Raw genomic sequence first — 21,927 nt, 5'->3', positions numbered from 1 at the left:
ATGCGCAAATTGTTGCTCGCAGCCGCCATGGCTGCGTTCGGATCGTCGCCGGCTGCCGCCGAGACTGTCCGGGGGACCGGATCGGCTGCAATCACAAAAGACGTCGAGAGCGTTCGGAATGCGGCGGAACGCGCTGCGCGGCGTGAACTGATCATAGCGATGCTGCGCCAGTCGATTGGAAATGACCGGCTGCGGGAGGTGCCAGCAAGCAGCGTCGACGCGGTGGCAAGTCAAATTCGCGATGACATGATCACGAACAGGTCCAGTCGGCGCGAGGGGCAGGTGTTTTTCGTCGATCTCGACGCCGACATCGACGGTGCCTGGTTCAGCGAACAGCTGAGCAACTTCAATATTCGGCTGCCATCGGAAACGGGTTCGGCTGGCGCGACGATCCTTGTCATGCTCGATCAGGAAGAGGGCATGGCTTCCAATTTCTCGAAGCCAGCAGAAAGCACCGTCGAGTATGACCGGCAGACCGGTGCATCCTATCGCGACCACTCGGCCGAGGCGACATCGCAGCGTAGTGCATCGGCATCTAGTTCGAAGAGCGCAGTTGGGTACAGCGGCAGTTACCGGAGTGCCACTGGCGTAAGCACTGGTTACGGCAGTGGCGCCAGCGTCTCTCGCGGGAGAGCTTCGGGAGCAGCAGTAGCGAAATCAAGCAGCGCTGCGGTCAACAAGTATGATCATGCGAGCAAAACCCGCATTGACGCCGAGGTTCACGATAACGTGCGCTATCGAGAACATATTGTCTGGCAACGACCAGCTCAGAACAGCGATGCCGGCCTGATCATGGCTGCGCTCGTGGGTGAGCTTAATGGCTTTGGCATCGCCACAGCCGATAGTGCGCGCCTGCTCACCGACTTCTTTCAGAATAAGCCACCTCGCTTATCCGCCTTGGAAAGTGATGCGCGCTTTGGCCGATTCCTTGACGCCGCCTCACGCGGAGAGGCCCAGTTCTTCATGAGCGGCAAGCTCGAGGTTCGTTACCAAACTGACGTAGCAACCCAGCAGGTGGCCTGTGACGGCGCGCTACACGCCAGCGCCTTCGCTACGAGCACCCAGCGGAATGTCGGCTCGGGAGTTGCGAGCGGTAGCACGATCGGACGAAGCGAAACCGAGTGCCGCGGCAAGTTGGCTCAGATCCTTGCCAAAGACGCGGCAGGCAAGATCGGTCCGCAAGTTCAGCGTTTCTGGCGCAACCAGGCGCGCACCGCTCAAGTCATGAATGCAGCCGTTGATACCACCCAGGCGGCTGATTACTCGCTGGTGCTCCGCTCATCCAAGCTTGACATGGCTATGCAGGCCGACCTGCTTGACGCGCTCCAATCAACGCCGGGTGTGCAGAGCCAAGGTTTCATTTCTCAGAGCGGGACGGAAATGCGCTTCGCCGTGCGCTACGCCGGTAGCGTTCCGCTGCAGCTGGCTTTGTTTCAAAAGCTGCGGTCCAACCCGCAGTTCGCCAAGATGCAATCAACGGTCCAGGGCCGCAGCGTACTGCTTTGCCTCAGCGGCTGCGCGGCTGGCCAATGAGAGCCTTAGCGTTGCTAGGCGGAGCGGCGCTGATCGCCGTTCCGGCAAGCGCAGCCGAACTGTCAATCTGGGCGGTTCCTGGTCTGTACGGCTTTGAGAACACCGCGTGTAAACCACGCGAGGGTCGCGCCACTGCGATGATCGCGAAGCCGCTTTGCCCTGTCCTGGAGGGCAAGGGGCAAGTCATAGCTGCGCAGCAGTTCGTAGCCAGCATGAAACGGAACTTCCCGAAGGTAGTCGAGAAGTTCGCTGCCCAGCTTCCCAACGATGCCACTCCAAGGGCTAAGTTGTCGTCTGGGCTTATCGCGTCCCTTCGGCTGACCAGAGCCACCATTTGGACGGTCAACAAAGGCACCAGTGTCGATGGCTTTCTCCCAGTTACCCTGACCCTCGACATCACCAATCCTGCGACGGGTGAAGTAGTATTCACCCGCACTCGCAGCGAGACGGGTGAGGGGACGTTCCTCGCCGCAACGGCGGAGACTGAAATCGCTGCCAGTCTCCCGGCAAAGCTCTCAACGATGATCGAATCGTTGGTGGCGTCCGCAGCGCGCGACTGGCATCCCGAGCGACAGGTGGCGACCGTCATTGGACGCGCCGGCGATGCTTGGGTCGTGGACCGCGGACGGGCGAACGGGCTGCGCACGCACGATTCCATCGGGGCAGACGGTCGGGTGACGTTCGCTGGACCGAATTTCGCCATCGTTCAGCCGACCCTTGGTGAATACAAGGTCGGGCAAACGCTTGAACGCACCAGCGCGGCACCGGCGGCAGTGCTCGCGAGACCTTCTGTCTTGACTGCCATCGTGCAAGTTCCGGAAGGTTACTCACCAACCTACCTAGCGCAGACTTTTGAAGACGCACTTGGAGCAAAGGCGTCGCTTTCACCTATGCCTGTGAATCCAGGTTTTGCTGACCTTCGACGCTATGCGGTTGGCGAGGCGCAGATGTCTTCCAGCGACGATCGCCCGCTTCCCGACTATGTCGCTGCGGTTTCTATCGTGCATCTGCCTTCGGGCAGAATCGCAAGTAACATTCCTGGCGTCTCAATCGAACGGCACGCAGCCGCCGTCTTTGTATCGTTGATCGACCGCACGGGAAGGGTAGTTCATTCGGTCCAGGGCATGGGTCGTATACAGGACGAGGTGTCCCGTGACATGCGCTTCTCTGCCGAGCAGCGGCGCGAGACCGTGATCCGCAATGCATTGCTCGATGCTGCCGCCAAGCTCGCCACGTTCAAGCCCAAGAACCTGGAGTTGAGTGTTGCAGTTGATGGCAAATCGATCAGCATCGTCGATCCCCAAGGTGCGCTTCCGCTAGGCCAGGAAGTGACCGTCCTTCGCTCTGCGGGGCGCGTCGGCAGCGTTGATCGCGTTTACTTCCCCGTTGGCCGGCTGAGGACTTCTGAGATCATGCCCGGGGGCGTTAGCGCCAGACCGGACGATGTGGAGCCCGCCGCATTGCGAAAGGGTGATCTCGTCAATGTCGAATATACAGGATCAGGTCTCGCTTGGCGCAGAACAGTCGGCCGTTGCCTTGAGGCTCTCATCCCGAGGCTCGATGACCGCGGAAGCAACCCCGTACCAGTAGCCTCGTCTGCTGCTGATGCCTTCTTCAGCGCGAATTACGCTGCGCCGGTTCGCCGTTGGGACGTGCCGCCAGCCTTGTCTGATCTGAAGGCTGACTTTGCGAATTGGAGCCGCTTCGTTCCCGCCGGGACCTTCACAGCGGACCGCTGCTATGTGCCGGTCATAGCAGTAACGCCAGATGCGAAGACCCGCGGCTATTCGCTTCTCGCAGGCTACACACTCTTCGAGGGCGCAACCAAGATCACAGGTAGCGGCTTGCAGGCAAACCTTACGCCAACTCTCATTCCGCCAGGTACTCCGGCGGATCAGGCAAAAGCCATTCTTGACCAGGATGTGGCGCTCGCTTTGCTTCCGCTGATGGAGCGCGCCGCCAAATCGCTGAACTCAGCTCGGTAATAACAGGAAGGGGACTACAATGACTTCTGCAGCGTTCCGGACGATGGCTGGCGCCATCATTGGTAGTGTATTCTTTGTTGCGCCTGCTCAGGCACAACTGGGCGGGCTCATGGGCAAAGCAAAGTCCGCAGCCGGTCTGGGCTCCTCGGGATCACAGGCTGGCACGATGAGTGGCGACGAAGCCGACGCCTTTCTCGAAGCCTCGTTTCGTTCGACCAAAAACGTATTGATTGCGACCACTCTCATTCTTCAGGCTGTCGAAAAGCGCGGTCCCCTGACGGGGTTGAAGACCCGGATCAACGCGATCAACAGCACTAGCGACCCAAAGGAAATTGGGAGCTTCAAGAGCGCGCTCAGCGCCAATCTCCAGGCGCTGGATAATCGCAAGGAATTCGCAGGCGATTTTCAGACCGCTTATCAGGCGGCATCCGCCGAAGAGAAGAAGGTCCTCGGCATCGCTGTTCTCAATCTTGCGATTGGCATTGCTCGTAACGTCGATCTAGTGGGCAAGGCTCCGCAGGTCGTCGACGCGATCAAGGGCAATCCCAAGCTTCTGATGCGTGCGGGTCAGTTCAAGACGGCAGCCGAGCTCGTCGCTCTGCAAGGCAAGGGCTTGGCGGGAATCAGCACCAGTGTTCCCAAGCTGCTGGCAGCGGCGAAGGTGCGGGCGCCGAAGGATGCCAAGACGACCAACGAGACGCCTGTTACTTTGTAAGCGGCACCTGAGCGAAGCGGGAAGGGTACACCTGACCGCTTCGCTCGCTAACTCACAAGATAGCTCAGCCTGAAGAAGCTAATTAAGAGCATTGGCGATTAGGTAAGCTCGCAGTTGTTCGGCAGCCTTTCCATCGGATAGTAGCACCTCGATGGGCGAGCGGCCGTCAGTAATGCTTCCTGGTTTCCAGCGCCGCCTTAGCCACTTCGCGTAGCCGCGAGGCTCCATGTGAAGGCGCATGGCCTCATGAAGGCTAAGGAGGCGGTTAAGGATCTCGAACTGCTCAAGACCCATGGCAGCCTCGTGATTGCGCCATAAGGCCAGCCATCCCACAGGCACCGCTAGCAACTGCTCAACCTCAAGATCCGTCAAGTCCCAAGCCGCTTGGAGTAGGTCAAGGGTCGGCTCCAGATCCCTCCGGCGGCTCTCTCTTGCTAATACGTAGCGCCTCTCGATCGCGGCGATCAGTTTGTCACGATCGATACCGGCAGCCGTACCCTGCTCTGGTGCGAGAGCCTCGAGAACAGCGTCAGCCAGGATTTCAAAGCTGCTGGAGAACGAACTGGCCCGCCTCGTTTGCTCCAGCTCTTTCTCTCCGGATATCGCAGGGGCAACCTCCCGCAAGTTGCGAGCGATTTGGAACGACGCTTCGGGGTGGAACACCGGCTCCTCGTAGGCGAGGGGCAGGGCCTCTGGGTCGGTCCGCGGCGTGCTTCCATCGATGCCATAGAGAACCTGCAGACTGCGCACGATGGCCCACTCTTCAGGAGTGAGCTTCGGGACCGCATCGGAGGGCAAGCCAGGCGAGTTACGCAGCCCGGGAATGACGTCCGCTGCCAACCTCAGGTTGTGGGCAGCATCCAGAAAGGCCTTGGTCGCGTCGTTGATCTTGGCCGCATCCTCCTCGTCACGAAGACTGCTCCAAACGAGAAAGCCGCTCGTCAAAGTTGCTCTCCTAAGGTCACGGGGTTGTTCAAGGCCTGATCTCCTAGGTGCACAGCAGGGAGCCAGCTAACGGGATCGAGACAGACTAAGCTTTCCATTACTTTCATATCCAAATCCGACACGTTCAATTGACATTCCCAAGCCAGAACATAACGGGAACATAGAAGATGTGCCAGCTAGAAGTTGGGGCTCGCTGAACGAAGCTGGTCGGTATGCAGCCGGCCTTCGCGCCGTTTACAAGGCTCTAAGCATGTAGAAGGTACTCTCGCAGTATGTTGACCACCGTTGTCCTTGCAGCCCTTGTGGCTTCGTCGCCCATCTACGGCGTAGCGAATGCTGGAGACGGAGATTCGCTATCCATCGGCCAGACCAGGGTCAGGCTCCACGGCATCGACGCTCCGGAGTTTGACCAGCAGTGCGAACGAGGCGGCTCGAAGTGGGCCTGCGGTAAGGAAGCTGCCGACCGCCTGAGCAGACTCATTACAGGCCGCGAAGTCCGATGCGACCCGGTGGGGATTGATCAGCATGGACGCACGCTGGCCCGCTGCTCGGTTGGCTATACGGACGTGAACCGGACAATGGTGGCTATGGGGTACGCCGTTGCGTTTCGCCGCTATTCTTCCGAGTACGTAAACGCCGAAGAGAGCGCCAAGCTCTCCAAGCGCGGGATGTGGGCCGGCACGTTCGACATGCCGAGTGAGGTTCGAGCAGCGGCCAAGGAGTCACAGGGGGCGGGAGCCGGACGAACTCCATCGAGAGCAGTGACGTCGACGCAAGCTCGATCGTCCGGTGCGAGCCGATCCGGAAACTGCGTCATCAAGGGGAATAGATCTCGACGCGGCGAGTGGATCTACCACATGCCAGGCATGCCCTACTACGAGCAGACCAGGGCCGAAGACATCTTCTGTACAGAGACGCAGGCTCAGGCGGCAGGCTATCGACGGGCGCGTGTCCGCTGATACGGAGATCTTGAGCTCCGACCTTTCAGCGGAGCGTTTATGGCGCCCAGCCTTAGATCAGCGCTTCCGCCTGCCAGGCCTCGGGCTTCAGGTGGCGCCGCGGCTAAGCTGACCGCACGGGTCGTGCTCTGCATAGCCGCGGCTTGATCTTTGGGCTCAGTCTCGGGGTCCTTCTTTGCCGGCTTACTCCCGCTGCTTTGCGACGATGGAGTCGGCGGCAAGGCGAGCCAGGGCAGGCACAAGCTCCAGCGGGAACGTCCGGAGAATGCTGGCGAGCAACTGGTTCTCACTTTCCGCCCGCCGAATGAGTTCGAGGCTCTCAGGTGCGAGGGTTTCGGCGTGGCGCACATCCTCTTCCGGAAGTTCAACTCCTCTCGAGATGATCCCGTCGCGAGCAGCCTCTGCGAGCGTGATGTCGTATGGCTGGAGCAGGTCCGCGCCACACGTCAGGCACGTAGCCTCGCCAACGCGGTTGAGTGCTCCGCAGGCGCACGTTGCGAAGAAGACTTCCCGCTTCGGGAAATCAGTGCCGCAGTGAGTGCAGACCGAGGCGCCCAGCTCATTGCAGCCGTGGCAGGCACGGCAGAGCTTTTCACGCGGCTCACGCTCACCGCCGGCGTTGATAGCCGGCATGTCATCTTCGATCCGCCGCGCGAACTCGTCAAATTGCTGGACGGCCGGCATGATGACGTAGGCGCGGCTTTGGTCATGCGGACCGTAGTTGCGAACGATGCGGCCTACGGCCTGACGGAACGCGAGCTCGGTCATCGCCTTCGGCAGGTAGACGAGAACGCGGAGCCGCTGGATGTCGACTCCCTCTGCAACCATGCCGACGCTTACCAGCCAGCGAACATCCGTGTTGTGCCGGAAAGCTTCGATGCGGCGCTCGGCCGATTGCATGTCCGAGTGCACCAGCAGCGGCTTTACCCCTTCGTGACGCTCGATGATCTCGGCGAAGTACTCGGCCATGGCGATACTTGGCGCGATGACGAGACCGCCAGCCTCGGGCATCTCGAGACGGACCTGGTCGAGCTTATCGCTCGCCCAGGTGACCATGCTCAGCTGGTAGCTGTTGCGCCGGGGTGTGAGGCCATCGGCTTCCCAGGTGCGGGTGCGCGAGAGGTGGTGAAAGTCGACTGCCTGGCGGAGGATGCCCTCGGCTTCACTGCCAGCGGAAATAATCGGCGGTGCATCGCTTGCCACCTGTGCAACCTGCCCGTCGCGGAGCGTTACCGTGAACTGACCGCGATTGCGGTGGAAGATCACCGGACGGCAGTAGCCCAGCTCCACAGCCTGTCCGTAGGTGAGGGTGAACATGCCGGCTTCAGCATGCTGAAGCGCTCCAAACTCATCCTGGTCGAGCCAAACCGACCGACCCCCGTCGGAGCGGACGGGGGTACCAGTAAGAATAAGCGAGTAACTGGCATCGCGGAAAGCGCTGTCGGCAGAGGTGCCCCAGGCAGCCTTGATCGCGGCGTGGTGATGCTCATCGCAGATGACGAGCGTAGAGCTCTCCTGGCAGATTGCCTGAAACACGTCCTGCAGGTCCTTAACGGCGCTCCAAGTGGCGCAGATGTCAGACTGATAAGGTCCGCCAAGCCGATCGGCACCGGTGATCTTCATCATGTGACGGCCGGTAACCGACTGGAACTCTTTAGCCCACTGATCGACCACGGTGCGCCGCGGAGCGATCACGATCACTCGAGCGATCAGCTTTTGGGCGAGCAGGCTGAGCGCAATAGCGCACGCGAGCTTGGTCTTGCCGGCGACCGGTGCCGCGTTGACGACGAAGTGCTTGTCGCCGTCCTCGGCGGTGTAGAAGACGATGGCCTTGTCATGAGCGGTGATCTGCCAGTCGCGAAGCTTCAACATTGTTTTCTTGCCTTTGGTGAGATTGCATTTCGGGCACGTCGCCCGACCGTTTGTGAGGGTTGTGGGCCCGCCGAGCGCGAACGGGACGTGATGGTCTCCGTGGAAGTGCGCGGGCAGGGGATTGCCGCAGCTCTCGCAGGCGCCGCCTGAGCGCATTGCGAGAATGTGCCGCTGCCGCGGCGTGAACCGGCGGCTCACCGCTCGATCCAATATTCCGTGACACTGATGTCCTGGACCGGCAGGGCAGCGGGCGGGACCAGCGTGGCAATCTCGTTCACCCGGCGGAGCGCCTGGCTAAGGGGAATGGTGCGGCGCTGGACGGTTTCGCCCTGACTACGGAGATCGCTGATGACTTTGGTGAGGTCGGGGGTCGCGAACAGGACCATCGCTTCGAGGCGGGTTATCGCGTGACCCCCGAGGAGGTAATCACGGGTGGCCGTGATGCCGTAGGGATTGAGCACTTTTGGAAGAACCTTCTGCTTTTTTCATCCCCAGATTGGGATGCAATCAGCTCTCCTCTTCAGTCTCTCTCTAAATCCCTTTGTTTCTGCTCGCTCCTTCCGAGCTCGCTCACTTGCAGCCCCAGGTACTTGGAGACCAATGGTGCTACGTTGTCGTGCGCTGCTTTATCCTTGCGCCGCGGCCCTCTGGAACGCCTCCTCGGGGAGCACACCGTCCTCTATCATCTTGATGAGGTCCTCACGCTTGGTACTGATCTGCTTCGGAAGCGCTCTTTGGTGCTCTCGATAGTAATCTGCCATGAGCTTCTTTGCCGCGTCTCTGCTGAGCTTTGGACGAGAGCGCTGCACAGCCTGTTTTCGCAGCCCTGTGAGGTGCAGGTTGAACTCTGTTTCAACAGAACTCCAGTCGAAACCTGCTACGGCAGCGCGCGCCGTTTCGGGATCAGAGCCAAATGCATCACCGACTTCACCGGTGGATCCGTTTACCACCAAGCTCGTGAGGTCGGGTAAGCCCTCTTTGCTGAGGAACAAGCGAACCACATCTAATCTCCGACCGACAGAAACCGGAATGGCCGACTGGACAGCATTGACGGTGGGGAATTGCGCCTTCGCGATGCTGATAAGCTCCCCGTAGGTGACTAGCCTTGGCGGCGTCTGCCGGGCGCATGCAACCAGGATAGGATAGAAGGAGGCTGCCACGGCAACGTCGGTCTCGGTCACGTTCATTTGGTCTCGTCCGCCTTTGCCTGTGACGCTTGAACGACTGGCTCGCAACAAGCCTCTGGGTGCACAGCTTTTAATGGGCTTCCTCAGAGGATGCATCCGGCAGATCGCGATCTGTGTAGCTTCCGACCACCCAGATGAAGCTCTGCACGTCGATGTTACTTGTCGGCTTAAGATGGCTGATTGACGTCCGAGTGTCATCCGTCAGATCAAGGAGGCTCTCATAGACCTCCCGTTGGAGTGCCGACGAGTAGTCGTACTGGAACGGATGCCCAATTCGCTCTGCAAAGTCCTTGGTTACAACCGGCTTGAGAAACATGTGGCGGCTTGGGTCCCACAGAAAGGGGAAGTAGGTTACAATCGGCCATGTCGTAGGGCCGTGGGCCTTCATTGCGGCTTGCATTCCTGCACATCCTGCGTCGTACTCACCCGCAGCAAACTTCCCCGCCGCTTGCAAGAAAGCGGGGCCCGATGGTCCCTCCAGAGCCGACTTGAGGTGCATGCTCTCGTAAGGCGACAAAAGGTTGATCCAGACCGGCGCAGACCGCACTAGTGAGGCATCTTCCATGGTGGCGTCTGCAGCCTGCTCTGCACTGAGGACGGACGTCAGTGCTTCGTGGGCTGCTACCTTATACTCGCGCTCCATTCGCAGGTTTTGTTCGCCCTCGAAGCCCCCGGGCATGAACTTGTCGAACTGAGCAAGCGCCTCTTCCATCCCGAAGTAATTGGGCTCGAGCTTCCCGGCCTCGTTGTGGAGCCTGACAAGGAGCCGCCGCTCGTCCTCATCGTGAAGCAAGGAACTGATCTTGCCGTCAGCAACGACGCCCCCGGAGTAGGTGCCGTCCTGATTCCGCTGCCACTTGATGGTCTTCTTACCCAGCTTCTTGATCCAAGAAGTCAAGCTGATCTCCTGAACTTATTGCGCGCACGGCGACCTGGCGGTGCTCGCCAAGCGCCAAGGGAACAGAGGCAGGCCCCCTGGTCAATCTACATTGCCTTGTCCCCTGCCGGAAGGAGAGCCGGATTGCCGCCTACCTGGAGCTTGGGGAGGGTGCCGAGCGCAGTTTGTTACTCCCGAAGCCAATCAGGGTCCTTGATCCGCACCCGCGGCGCCCAGCTCGTATCTCGAGCAGAGCTCAACAACCAGGCGATTGCGATCGACGGGCGTCCATCGTCGGGGCTTAATCGTTTGCCGGTCACGGCAGCGGAATCGGTCAGTCGACCTTTGCGGCTTTGATGCCGATGGCCGCAAAACCGGCCGCGGCCTCGGGGTTTATGGTGAAGCTCGACGTGTCGCCTTCGAAATCTGCAAGGATGCCGCTGTAGAAGTCAGCGTCCCGAGCCTCGGACGGGGGCGCCGGCCAGAGACGAGCGCGACGGTTGAAGCACATGGTGCCGAAGTGAAGGTGCCACGCTTGGCCTCGCCAGCCGAGGGCCTCGGTCAAAGCCGTAGACGTGGAATGCGGATGGTCGAGCAACGCCTGCACCACCGCTCGTTCTGTCTCCGTCATCGGAGGATCATTGAATGCCTCCGCAACACGGGTAGCCTTTGGCAGGCCGGCAACGTGCTGCGCCAAGGTCTCCGCTTCCTGCTTCTCGATGCCTTCGAGCGCAGACACGACCGCACTGGCGCTTTTCCGCTGCTCTGTGGTTCCGGTGCGAAGCCACCGCTCGGCATTGTCGACGATGGCCCTGCGCTCTGCCGGGGTCTTGGACGGCAGCCCAGCAAGGATCTTCTCGACATTCATCTCTTTTCTCCCGCCGCAAATAGTAAGACGCTGTGCGCTGGCCGCCTAGCGTCGTTTCTGACTCAATCCCAAGGAAGGTGCGCTTGACCGACTCACGACTGTCTATTTTCGCAAAGAAGCCGGACGATGTGGTCCCTAGGCTCGGGAGTCCTCTCCACTGGCGGCAGGGGCGTTCTGCAAAGGCCCTGGCAGACCGGTGGATGCAAGCCGAAGGCTTTCCAACGTGCGTCGCGGCCATGCTGTGCCAGGCCCCCGAGTACCGCAACGCCGACCTTCTCGACGGCTGGTTCGAACGCGAGACTGATCTCCTTGATGAGCAAGGCCGGCCGTCCCAAACCGACCTCTTGGCGCTTATTACCTCTGATGACGGGCTGGCGACGTTAGCTGTCGAAGGGAAAGTGGATGAGCCGTTCGGCGACTCGGTCTCGGACTGGCTTGGCGAAGGGAACAGTGGGAAGCTGCGCCGGCTGGAGCTCTTATGTGAGCGGCTCGGGCTCTCTACCGAGAAGGTGGCAACGCTTCGGTACCAGTTGCTCCACCGGACGGTCGCGGCGCTTATCGAGGCCAAGCGCTTCCACACGCGCCGGGCCGTCATGGTTGTTCACAGCTTCTGCCCGAAGGCGAGCGGCTTCGCCGACTTTGTTGCCTTCGCCCGCGAGCTTGGCTTCGAAAACGTTGAGCAGGGGATGCTTAGCGAGCCCAGGAGCATAGGGGACATTGAGCTTCGGGTGGGGTGGGTCTCCGACAGCGTGCCGGAAGGGCAGGACCCTCCGAGCGTCAACTGGCTAACGGAGTTTGGGCGTACCCGGCTCTCGAAGAACTTCTTCATGCGAGACTTCTTGTTCTCGGAGATCGGAGCGCTCCACGGCTTCACGAACGTACCGGCCGATCCTGACCTCGCCATCGAAGCCGGCAAGAAGCTCTGCTTTGAGCTCCTGGAGCCCTTGCAGGAGACGTTCGGGCGCGTCGCAATTCGCTCATCCTACCGCAGTCCAGAACTCAATGGCTTCGGTGCGAAGATGCAGCGTAGTGGAGCCAAGGGTTACACATGTGCTTCAAACGACCGAAACGCGGCCGGCCACATTTGGGACGCGCGCGATGCCGACGGGTGCATGGGTGCGACCGCCTGCATCGTCTTGCCTGAAGTATACGACGTCCTCAGCCATGAAGAGGGTGGGTGGCAGAGGCTGGCATGGTGGATCCATGATAACCTGCCTTACTCCACCCTCACCTTCTACCCGCGCTACTGGGCGTTCAACATTCAGTGGCACGAGCGGCCGAAGCGGCAGATCACGAGCTATGTGGCGCCGAGTGGCACTCTGACGAAGCCCGGCTTTCCCTATTTCGATGGGGAACACAGCGGCGAATGGCGGCCGCTGCTGGAGGCATTGCAGCGGGCGAGATCAACCGGAGCGATAAAGGGGATTGGCATTGCGGACTAGCGTTTCTCACCCGCTGAAAATTGCAGAGATCCGCGTTGGTCCTGGCGCGGGTCGCATCGGTATCACCTTCTGCCCTGGCAAGAAGCAGGAGCATAGCTACACAGGAGGTTGGGACCGAGATCTCGATCTAGATCTAGATGCGGTGGCCAAATGGGGCGCCGCTGCCGTCATCACGCTCATTGAGGCGCAGGAGATCGAAGAGCTTCAGGTGAGCCGCATCGGTTCAGCAGTGGCCGACCGCCACATGAGCTGGTTTCACTTACCGATCGTCGACGTGTCGACGCCGTGTAATCGCTTCGAGGCTGAGTGGGCAGCGAAGTGCGAGGGTATCCGAAGCATTTTGCGCGAAGGTTTTGACGTCCTCGTCCACTGCAAAGGCGGGCTTGGGCGAGCCGGCATGGTCGCGGCCCGCCTGCTTGTTGAGCTCGGCTGGGATCCGGCCGCTGCGATAACCGAGGTACGACGAGTCCGACCTGGAGCTATCGAGACGCCAGCCCAAGTCGAGCACGTGAAAAGCTTTCCACCGCATCCCACCCCTCATCGATCGCCTGATGAGGCAGCCGTTGAGGACCGAGCGTTGGGTGCCCTGTTGGGTTTGGCCGTCGGTGATGCGCTAGGCACAACGCTTGAATTTCAATCACGAGACAAGCAGCCACGCGTGACTGGGCTGGTCGGGTGTGGCCCTTTCGGCCTTAAGCCTGGCCAATGGACGGACGACACGAGCATGGCGCTTGCGCTGGCCGACAGCCTTATTGCGCACGGCCGGCTTGACGAGACAGATCTGATGCATCGCTTCGTTCGCTGGTGGCGACAAGGCGATTACAGCTGCACTGGGCGGTGCTTCGACATCGGCGGTACCACGAGCCAAGCTCTTTCTCGGTTTGAGCAAACCGGTGACCCGATGGCCGGGTCAGCGCATCACCAGTCGGCCGGGAATGGCTCTCTAATGCGGCTCGCGCCGGTCGTACTGCATGGCTTCGGAATCGGTGAACTCGGCGCCCTTGAGGTAGCCGAAGGGCAAAGCAGGACCACACATGCCGCACCAGCATGCGTCGAGGCATGTCGGGAGTTCGCGTTCCGCCTCTATCTGGCGGCTACCGGCAAAGACCGAAGCTTTGTCTTTAGCTTCGAGGGCTCTGCTGAGGACCCGGAAGTGCAACGGGTGCTCGCCGGATCATGGCGCGGCAAGCACCGCGACGAGATACGCTCGTCAGGATATGTGGTGCACAGCCTTGAGGCCGCACTCTGGTGCGTCGCAAGGACCACGACCTTCGAAGACGCGGTCATCCTCGCGGCCAATCTTGCGGACGACGCTGACACGACGGCGGCGATCACTGGGCAGCTTGCCGGTGCGATGTACGGCATGTCGGCCATTCCCGATCGGTGGCTCCAGCAACTCGCGTGGAGAAACAAGATCGAAGAGGCGGGAAGGGCGCTGCTGTCCGGCAGAGCACAGGCTCCCGTCTTTCACTCATGAAATCTGGAGTAAGTTTGAATGCAGATGACCAACACGGACGATCACTCAAAGCGAGCTGCTGACGGCATTGCAATAACCGAAGTCACTGCTAGCGATGCGAGCAGCGGAGCTAGAGCAAACCCGGCTCTCGTAACCATCCTCGACGCAGCAGACTTTGCAGCCCACAAGCACCGCAACCAGCGCCGAAAGGGCGCCGAAGCCTCCCCGTACATCAACCACCCACTGGCGCTCGCCAGGACGCTTGCCTCTGCCGGCATCACGGAAACTACCGTCCTTTGCGCCGCACTCCTCCACGATGCGGTAGAGGATACCGAAACCAGCTTCGGGGAACTCGAGGAGCGCTTCGGCCAGCAAATCGCCTCGATCGTGAGAGAGGTGACCGACGACAAGTCGATCCTGAAATCTGAGCGTAAGCGGCTTCAGGTTGAGACCGCCCCTAAGAAGAGCCGAGAAGCCAAACTCGTGAAACTCGCTGACAAGATCAGCAACCTGCGCGATATCCTCAGCGATCCACCGACAGATTGGCCGACTGAGCGGAAGCTCGACTACTTCGAGTGGGCCGGTAAGGTCGTACATGGGTGTCGTGGCACCCATGCCGAGCTAGAAACAGAGTTCGATGCACTCCTGGCGGCGGGTCGCCAGAAGTTTGGGGGAGCGATCGCGTGAAGTCGTCGTGTGTGCATCTGCGCGACCGTTCCCTGTCGTACCGGAAGGCTTGCTAAGCGATGCCCGTGTTCAGGGTCATAGACCTTGAGACAACTGGGATCGCGCCTCCGGCCGAAGTAATTGAAGTCGGCATCACGGACGTTGAGGTCAGCCCGTCGGAGGTGAATATCGCGTCCCGCGACAGGGCTCTTCAGGCCGCTTGGCCCGATACCGCCACAGACGATGGCAGTGCACCACATCACTGAGGAGGACATTCCACCAGGTACGCCATCCTGCACGCCAGAGCTGCTTCGCGAACTACTCTGGCAGCAGCTACCCTGAATGCCTTTGTGGCGCATAAATTGTGAGTTCGAGCGCAAGTTCATCACGGATGAGGTGACCGGCGAAGCTCCTTGGATCTGCACCTACAAGGTCGCGCTGCACGTCTGGGCTGACGCGCCGCGGCATAGCAACCAAGTTCTTCGTTACTGGAGAGGACTAACCCTGGATCCGGCGCTTGCAATGCCGCCCCACAGGGCGGGACCTGACGCGTGGGTGACGGCGAACCTGCTCGCAGAACTTCTGAGTGCGGCGGATGCTTGTGAAATGATCGAATGGACTCAACAGCCGCGGCCGATACCATCGCTCACTTTTGGTAAGTATCGAGGGTTAAGCTGGGACCAGGTCCCGGCAGACTACCTTAAGTGGATGGCCAGCCAGGCAGACATGGATGTGGACGTGAGGTGGCATTCCCGCAAAGAATTGGACCGAAGTAAGGCCTCCGCGGATCCGGCTGGTTCATCCACCGGTGCCCGAGCCTGAAACTCGGAGGAGACGGCAAGAAGGGTTCTTGGGATTAGTCACGCTCCTTTCACTTCAATCGCAAAACATCTGAGCTGCTCTTCCGCCCCGTCGCAGAGAGATGCCGTCGAACAAACGCTTCGTTCATAGGATGAAGTTGTGGGGTCGGTGGTCGCTCTCTAGCGTTATTCCTTTATGTTACGCTGCTTGCTGCCGTTCGCGATTGTATCGCGAAGTTGCGTCCCGGAAGTGCTCGGTTGCGAATGTGATTTCTTCGTCAGTTGTCGTGCGTCCAGTACTGATCCGGAGCGTTCTAGCACATTCCGCCGCCGTTAACCCCATGGCCCGCAAGACGTGACTGGGCTCTGGTATGCCGGAGGTGCAAGCCGATCCACGAGAAATGGCTACATGCGGCTGCAGCATCGCGACAAGCGAATCGGCGTCCAAATTCGACGTGGTCAGACTGATAGTGCCTGGGTGACGGTAGCATTGCGAACCGTTTACCACGGCGCCCGGCAGCATAGCTAGAAGTGCCGTTTCCAGCCGTGTGGTTCGCTGCCGCCATTGATCAATTTCAGCGGAACCTGAGATGTGCCGACAGGCTTCTCCAAAACCTACGCAGAGCGGGGTAGGTAAAGTGCCAGGCCGGAGTCCGTCTTCCTGTTCGCCTCCATGCAAAAGTGGTTTGACCTTCTTGCGGATCTCTCGTCGTACCCAGAGCGCGCCGATTCCTTTCGGACCGCCCATTTTGTGACCAGACATGCTGATCATGTCTGCCCCGCTCGCATGCGCATCGATTGTGATCCAGCCAAGCGCCTGCGCGGCATCTACGTGCAACAGTGCTCCCACCGCCGCAGCGGCGAGCGCCGCCTCCGCAACTGGTTGGACGACGCCAGTCTCATTGTTCACCAACATCAAAGATACGAGGAGGGTGCGCTCGTTTATGAGCCCCTTCAGCCGGTCAGCGTCAATCATCCCATTGCGGCACACGGGCACGAAGACCACTTCAAACCCGCGTCGGGCTAGCTCTCGCGCGGGGCCAAGTACTGCTTTGTGCTCGATGGCGCTAACAACGATTCGGTTTCGTGAGCATGATGCATCCGAGACCCCGAAAATCGCCAGATTGTTTGCCTCAGTTGCACCTGACGTGAACACGATTTCGTCTGCGTCCGCTCTGATCGCATCAGCCAACGCTTGTCTCGCCACGTCGACTGCGTCAGCGGCCTTCCAGCCGGCCGCATGCTCACTTGCATGCGGGTTCGCATTATGTTCTACTATCGAAGCCAGCAGCGCCGTTAAGGCGGCCGGGTGCATCGGGGTCGACGCTTGATGGTCGAGGTAGATCACTTTCGGCCTCCGTGTAAGCTTCAGCTGGTGGTTGTCACCAGTTAGCTGCCTTGCTACCCGGACTGGGAGGTTTGTCCAGTCCGGGGAGGGCGACTTGAAAAGTTTGCTAGATAGGCCGGAGATTCGGCTGCAGGTCGCTGGACACGAGACCTTTCCGTGTCGATACGGCTGGCTAAAGAAGACCTTTGATGCTGTGCGTTCTGTCGAGCACCTCGGAATAGATCAAGTGCTCGCAGTATTCGATCCCAACTACGCCATTGCTGATTTTGGAGTTGGAAAGAACATGGTCGCTTCAATGCGACATTGGGCAATTGCTTGCGGAGTATTAGACGCGAATATACGGGCTGGTCGCATCGAATCTCTTAGACCTTCTGATCTTGGTCGCCTGATTTTCAATGATGGAGATCCTTACCTTGAGCAGGCGGCGTCGCTGTGGTTGCTGCATTGGCGACTTGTGTCGATGCCGGGGCGCGCGACAACGTGGTACTTCGCTTTCAATGAGTTCAATGACGCGATTTTTACCCGTGAGGCGCTCAGTATGCGGCTAATGGGGCGTGTCGAGGAGTTGCGGGAAGCTGGTCGACTCGCCGGCGGGCGCATTGCGCGGTCGACTATCGATCGAGACGCCGAATGCTTCGTGCGAACGTATGTCAGCAAAACTACCAAAAAGGGCCTAACAGAAGACGGGTTAGAAAGCCCGTTCGCGGAGCTCGGACTCTTGGCGCCGCTTGCAGGTGGTGCTCTTCAATTCAGGCGAGGGCCAAAACCTTCTCTTCCCGACGAGGTTTTTGCGCTGGCACTGGTAGATTTCTGGCAGGCCCATTTTCCGACGCGAGGCACCCTGTCGGTTGAGACTGTTGCCCACGAGCCTGGTTCGCCTGGGCGGGTCTTTCTCCTCGACGAAGACTCTTTGGCTGAGAGGCTGGAGCGCATCGGAGAGGTGACAGTCGGTGCAATTGAGTGGGATGAGGGTGCCGGTCTTCGCCAAGTCTCCGCGCGTCGAGAAGTGAGCAGTCTTGCTTCTCTTGACTTCGTTAGATCGACTTACGCGGCACTCGGGGAGGCCGCATGAGCAAGAAACTTTCCGATGAGGTGAGGGTCAGCCGGCGCTTCCGCCGATCGGTGCGAATTGGAGTAGACGCGGGCGCGGCAGATGTAGAGGGCTTCGTCTGCACTTCTACTGCTGCGCAAGCTCTCGAGACTACTATCGATCACATTGAGCGCTTTGAGCACACAGCGTTCACCTGGACCGGACCTTATGGTTGTGGAAAGTCAACCCTCGCCGTGGTTCTTGCTGCCGCACTTGGTGCGCCTGGGCGCGCCCGTGATCGGGCACTTGCGTCCTTCCCCCTCAAGCTGCGGAGCCGGCTCACCAAGGCTATGCGATGGACACCTCCAGGTTGGCGCGTCGTGCCAGTGGTGGGGCGGCGTGCGGACGCGGCTGAAGTGGTTCTCGAAGCCTTACCCGAATTCCATGCAGGGGACGATCCGGTCTCTGCACTCCTTAGGCTAGCTCAAGCCGAGCCCTGCGGCCTACTTCTGATCATCGACGAAATGGGCAAGCTGCTAGAGCACGCGGCGACGGGGGGCGGAGATGCCTTCTTTTTTCAAGAGCTTGCGGAAGCGGCGTCGAGATCCGAGGGGCGGCTCGTCGTAATTGGCGTGCTGCACCAAGCCTTCGATGATTACGCCTACAGGCTTGCCCGTGAGACACGCGACGACTGGCTCAAGATTCAGGGCCGATTCGTTGATCTGCCCTTGGCTCCCACTTCAGAGGAACAGGTGGAGTTGCTTTCGCGGGCCATCCGTTCAACTCCGCCGGTCAAGGTTCCTGTCGTGGACGCCGTGGCTGCAATGATGGCGCGCGGTGGCCAGCAAGATAAAGCCGCGGCGCGATTGATGCGGTGCTGGCCCCTCAATCCCGTCGTCGCCTGTCTTCTCGGTCCGCTGTCACGGCGGCGCTTTGGTCAGAATCAGAGGAGCATTTTCGGCTTCCTCGGCTCCGCTGAGCCGTATGGCTTTCAGGATTTTCTCCGCTCGACTGACGTCAATTCGAACGCACTCTATGATCCTGTCTGGCTTTGGAGCTATTTAAGAGCGAATCTCGAGCCATCCATCCTTGCGTCACCCGACGGCCATCGCTGGTCGACTGCGCTTGATGCAGTTGAGCGCGTTGAGGAGCGTAGCACAGATGAGCTCGAAAACTCAGTTCTTCGCACCGTGGCGTTGCTCGACTTATTTCGGGAGCGCTCGGGGCTGGCAGCTACGCCTGAGCTAATTGCAGCGGCACTCAGCAAAGACTTAGGTGCTGTTGAAGCTAGTCTAGATGCTTTGGTTAGGCGCTCAGCTGTCGTCTTCAGGCGTCACCTAGGCGCTTATGCGATCTACGCCGGATCCGATTTCGACATTGAGGCTGCAATCGCTGAGGTGCGTGCTGATGTGGTCTCGCGCGATTACGGGCGACTCAAAGCGACCGGCGTACTTTCACCCGTCCTGGCGAAGCGGGAATATCATGAGACGGGCGCCATGCGCTGGTTCGAAGTTGACGTGGCAACTTTACAGAGCGCCGAAGAGCGGGTGGCCCATTTCGATGCTGGCACTGGTGCAGCGGGCCTGTTCCTGCTTCTTATCAATGAAACAGGCGAGAGCGGCGCTGGACTGAGGCGCACTGTGAGTCAGCTCGTGCAGCAGATTGGCGAACGTCCAATCGCTTTTGGTATCTCAAGTGATAGCTACATGCTGCGGGAGCTTAGCGAGGAGCTTGTCGCATTAGAGCGTATTCAGGCAAGCCGACCGGAGCTTAAGGGAGATGCGGTTGCCCGCCGCGAAGTGGCGAGCCGACTTGCCCGACAGGTCGGAGACTTAGAGGAGCGGCTCCGGTCCGGCTTGGCTGCCACGTCTTGGCGAATTCCTGCGCTCGGAACCGAGGAGTTCAAGGCAACAGGAAATGCTGGGCTCTCGATAATTGCTTCTCGCATGGCCGCTGCACTCTACCCTTCTTCGCCCCGTATCCGGAATGAACTGCTTAATCGGTCGAAGCCGTCTTCGAATGCGATGGCCGCAGTTCGGACCCTAATGACCGCGATGGCACTGAGATCGACGGAGCCTCGGCTAGGCATTCGCGACTTCCCGCCTGAGGGCGGGCTCTACGCTTCAATCTTGGAGCGAACTGGTCTGCACGGTGAACTCGAGAATGGTGCTACAGGGTTTCGCGCGCCTTCGTTGTGCGACAACAAACACCGGCTGTGGCCGATGTGGAGTGTCGCGCGCGACCTGCTCGAGGATCGCGGTTCAGAGGGGGTGTCACTCGAGGACATATTCGTTCTTTGGCGAGCCCGTCCGTTCGGAGTCAAAGAAGGGCTACTCCCAATCTTGGGCTTATCCTTTCTCCTCTGCGAACGCGACCGTGTATCTATTTACTTGGACTCGGTCTTCTGTTCATCGGTCAGTGATTTGCTTGTTGACCGACTACTTCAGGACGCGGCAGCAGTTCGGCTTCGGATTAGTAGCGTCAGTGAGCGCGACGCTGCAATCTTGCGAGGGGTGGCGGATCTTGTAGCCGAGCACTCCGAGGACGCGAACATGGTCAACCCTGACCCTTTGGTAATCGGACGCCAGCTTGTTGCACTAGTGATGAACTCCCCCGGGTGGGTGCGCCGCACTTCGCGGCTTGGAAAAGCGGCACTTCGCGTCCGAGATATCGCGCAGGCCGCTCACGATCCGAACAAGTTTATGCTCGACGATTTGCCCAGAATCGCCGGCGACGATGCGAGTGTGGAGAAAATAGTTGCCGAGCTCAGGTCCGGGCTCGAGGAGCTCGCAAGTGCCTATCCCTCAATGCTTTCCGAGCTCCGACGGCTCTTAGCTCGGGAGCTGCGCGTTGGGGAGAGTGGCTTTGAGCATCTCCGACATCGTGCCAAGGGGGTGATGGGTGTCACTGGAAACTACCGTCTTGATGCGTTTGCCGCTCGCCTCTCAGCATTCGATGACAGTCGTGAAGCGATCGAAGGTCTTGCAAGCCTTGCCGCCAACAGGCCGCCGCGGGACTGGGTCGATAGGGATGCGGATGCTGCGCGGGTAGAGCTGGCCTCTCTCGCCCGCGAGTTTCTCCGAGCCGAAGGGCTTGTGCATGTTCAGGGGCGGGGTGCGGGCCGTTTCTCGCTCGCCCTGTTCATGTCTGATCCGGAAAGTGGAGGGTTGGTCACCCCTGATGTGACCGTTGATGGGGAGGAGCTGGTTCGGGCGCGTGAACTTGCGACTTCGCTTCGTGCTGCGGTGGGCAAAAAGGTATCGCGTGAGGTTGCACTTGCAGCTTCAATAGAGCTTGCCGCGGCTCTCGCTCGCGAAATCGAAGATGGCGAACGGCAAGTGGCACTTGCAGGAGGTGAGCGATGAGAGAGCGGCATGTGCTAGGGCTCTCCGGAGGGCGCGACAGCGCTGCGCTGGCGGTTCATATGGCGCAGACGCGCCCAGATCTGGAAGTCGAATACTTCTTTACCGACACCGGGAAGGAACTGCCGGAGGTCTACGAGTATCTGGGGCGCCTTGAAGGGTTTCTCGGTCGCCCAATTGAGCGTCTGAATCCTGACCGCGATTTTGATTTCTGGCTCCGGCAGTACAACAATTTCTTACCCAGCCCACGCACACGATGGTGCACTCGCCAGCTGAAAATCCGACCTTTTGAGCAGTGGCTTTGGCCAGCACTCGACCAGGGTGATCGCGTGGTGAGCTATGTCGCGATACGTGCGGACGAAAGTTTCCGGGAAGGATATGCGTCAACCCATCCGAACCTCTCTGTTGCGCTTCCTTTCCGCGAGGCGGGAATCGAGAAGGCCGGAGTGATAGACATTCTGGAAGCAAGCGGTCTCGGGCTGCCGAGCTACTATGAATGGCGTTCTCGCTCGGGTTGCACCTTTTGCTTCTTCCAGCAGAAGATTGAGTGGGTGCGTTTGATGGAGCGTCATCCAGAAAGCTTCGCGGAAGCGCGTGCCTACGAGAAGAACGCAGTTGAGAATGGCTCCCCGTTTACATGGAGTCACGGAGAGTCATTAGACGATCTCACCCGTCCGGATCGGGTTGCCCAGATCAAGGCTGACCATCAGCGAAGGCTTGAGCGCGCAGCGAGGCGGAGGATCCCGAACCCACTACGCCCGGAGGCTGACGTGATAGATATCGACGAACTTTATGGTCAGGCAAAAGTCTGCATAACCTGCCACAAATAGCCTCGAGACGCTGATCTAACAGCTCGGGCTCCTTGCGTGAATCATGCTTGGG

General features: G+C 59.8%; 17 protein-coding genes. 10 read left to right on the top strand and 7 right to left on the bottom strand.

Annotation, left to right across the window (positions count from 1 at the left end; all coding sequences use genetic code 11):
• The 3 genes from ABD727_RS09495 to ABD727_RS09485 are packed head-to-tail and all read left to right on the top strand — an operon-like array spanning position 1 to position 4,233.
• Positions 1–1,533 (top strand): hypothetical protein, encoded by a 1,533-nt coding sequence (locus tag ABD727_RS09495; RefSeq protein ID WP_344707169.1) that lies wholly within the window; start codon positions 1–3, stop codon positions 1,531–1,533.
• A complete protein-coding gene (locus ABD727_RS09490) occupies positions 1,503–3,518 on the top strand; it encodes a hypothetical protein (RefSeq protein WP_344707168.1) in 2,016 nt (671 codons plus the stop codon). The genes ABD727_RS09495 and ABD727_RS09490 overlap by 31 nt, the downstream gene beginning before the upstream one ends.
• A gap of 19 nt (positions 3,519–3,537) precedes the next feature.
• The gene (locus ABD727_RS09485) at positions 3,538–4,233 is read left to right on the top strand and encodes a hypothetical protein (protein WP_344707167.1); all 696 of its coding nucleotides are present in this window, start codon (positions 3,538–3,540) and stop codon (positions 4,231–4,233) included.
• A gap of 78 nt (positions 4,234–4,311) precedes the next feature.
• On the opposite strand, the gene ABD727_RS09480 is transcribed toward ABD727_RS09485, so the two are convergent.
• A complete protein-coding gene (locus tag ABD727_RS09480) occupies positions 4,312–5,178 on the bottom strand; it encodes a hypothetical protein (protein ID WP_344707166.1) in 867 nt (288 codons plus the stop codon).
• A gap of 272 nt (positions 5,179–5,450) precedes the next feature.
• On the opposite strand from ABD727_RS09480, the gene ABD727_RS09475 reads away from it, so the two are divergent.
• Positions 5,451–6,137: a thermonuclease family protein gene (locus ABD727_RS09475; protein WP_344707165.1), complete on the top strand. Its 687-nt coding sequence runs from the start codon at positions 5,451–5,453 to the stop codon at positions 6,135–6,137.
• Positions 6,138–6,320: 183 nt separating this feature from the next.
• On the opposite strand, the gene ABD727_RS09470 is transcribed toward ABD727_RS09475, so the two are convergent.
• From ABD727_RS09470 to ABD727_RS09450, 5 genes are all read right to left on the bottom strand, one after another.
• On the bottom strand, positions 6,321–8,207 hold the full coding sequence (locus tag ABD727_RS09470) for a DEAD/DEAH box helicase family protein (RefSeq protein WP_344707164.1): 1,887 nt from the start codon (positions 8,205–8,207) through the stop codon (positions 6,321–6,323).
• Positions 8,204–8,470, bottom strand: a complete 267-nt coding sequence (locus ABD727_RS09465) for a hypothetical protein (protein ID WP_344707163.1) — start codon at positions 8,468–8,470, stop codon at positions 8,204–8,206. Before ABD727_RS09465 ends, ABD727_RS09470 begins: the two co-directional genes overlap by 4 nt.
• 165 nt (positions 8,471–8,635) lie before the next feature.
• Positions 8,636–9,196: a hypothetical protein gene (locus ABD727_RS09460; protein ID WP_344707162.1), complete on the bottom strand. Its 561-nt coding sequence runs from the start codon at positions 9,194–9,196 to the stop codon at positions 8,636–8,638.
• Positions 9,197–9,266: 70 nt separating this feature from the next.
• Positions 9,267–10,094 carry a hypothetical protein gene (locus ABD727_RS09455; protein ID WP_344707161.1) on the bottom strand — a complete coding sequence of 276 codons (828 nt, stop codon included), beginning with the start codon at positions 10,092–10,094 and terminating at the stop codon, positions 9,267–9,269.
• A 313-nt stretch (positions 10,095–10,407) separates the two neighbouring features.
• Positions 10,408–10,941: a hypothetical protein gene (locus ABD727_RS09450; protein ID WP_344707160.1), complete on the bottom strand. Its 534-nt coding sequence runs from the start codon at positions 10,939–10,941 to the stop codon at positions 10,408–10,410.
• A gap of 32 nt (positions 10,942–10,973) precedes the next feature.
• Here ABD727_RS09450 and ABD727_RS09445 point away from each other — a divergent pair, with 32 nt between their 5' ends.
• The 3 genes from ABD727_RS09445 to ABD727_RS09435 are packed head-to-tail and all read left to right on the top strand — an operon-like array spanning position 10,974 to position 14,526.
• Positions 10,974–12,383: a DUF6946 family protein gene (locus ABD727_RS09445; RefSeq protein WP_425566786.1), complete on the top strand. Its 1,410-nt coding sequence runs from the start codon at positions 10,974–10,976 to the stop codon at positions 12,381–12,383.
• Positions 12,367–13,860 carry an ADP-ribosylglycohydrolase family protein gene (locus tag ABD727_RS09440; protein WP_344707158.1) on the top strand — a complete coding sequence of 498 codons (1,494 nt, stop codon included), beginning with the start codon at positions 12,367–12,369 and terminating at the stop codon, positions 13,858–13,860. Before ABD727_RS09445 ends, ABD727_RS09440 begins: the two co-directional genes overlap by 17 nt.
• A 24-nt stretch (positions 13,861–13,884) precedes the next feature.
• Positions 13,885–14,526 carry an HD domain-containing protein gene (locus ABD727_RS09435; protein ID WP_344707157.1) on the top strand — a complete coding sequence of 214 codons (642 nt, stop codon included), beginning with the start codon at positions 13,885–13,887 and terminating at the stop codon, positions 14,524–14,526.
• A 978-nt stretch (positions 14,527–15,504) separates the two neighbouring features.
• Here the strand turns inward: ABD727_RS09435 and ABD727_RS09430 are convergent.
• Positions 15,505–16,653 (bottom strand): cysteine desulfurase family protein, encoded by a 1,149-nt coding sequence (locus ABD727_RS09430; protein ID WP_344707155.1) that lies wholly within the window; start codon positions 16,651–16,653, stop codon positions 15,505–15,507.
• A gap of 94 nt (positions 16,654–16,747) precedes the next feature.
• Between ABD727_RS09430 and ABD727_RS09425 the strand changes: the two genes are divergently transcribed.
• Genes ABD727_RS09425 through ABD727_RS09415 form a run of 3 tightly spaced genes read left to right on the top strand, consistent with a single transcriptional unit; the run spans position 16,748 to position 21,875 of the window.
• On the top strand, positions 16,748–17,725 hold the full coding sequence (locus tag ABD727_RS09425) for a DUF4007 family protein (protein WP_344707154.1): 978 nt from the start codon (positions 16,748–16,750) through the stop codon (positions 17,723–17,725).
• Entirely contained in the window at positions 17,722–21,048 is a 3,327-nt protein-coding gene (locus ABD727_RS09420; protein ID WP_344707153.1) for a hypothetical protein, read from the top strand. Before ABD727_RS09425 ends, ABD727_RS09420 begins: the two co-directional genes overlap by 4 nt.
• Entirely contained in the window at positions 21,045–21,875 is an 831-nt protein-coding gene (locus ABD727_RS09415) for a phosphoadenosine phosphosulfate reductase family protein (protein WP_344707152.1), read from the top strand. Before ABD727_RS09420 ends, ABD727_RS09415 begins: the two co-directional genes overlap by 4 nt.
• Positions 21,876–21,927 lie beyond the last annotated feature (52 nt).

Origin of the sequence: Sphingomonas swuensis (assembly GCF_039538045.1) — a bacterium.
Classification (GTDB): domain Bacteria; phylum Pseudomonadota; class Alphaproteobacteria; order Sphingomonadales; family Sphingomonadaceae; genus Sphingomicrobium; species Sphingomicrobium swuense.
The sequence above is the reverse complement of the archived record's forward strand: the minus strand, read 5'-3'. Positions and strand labels throughout refer to the sequence as shown.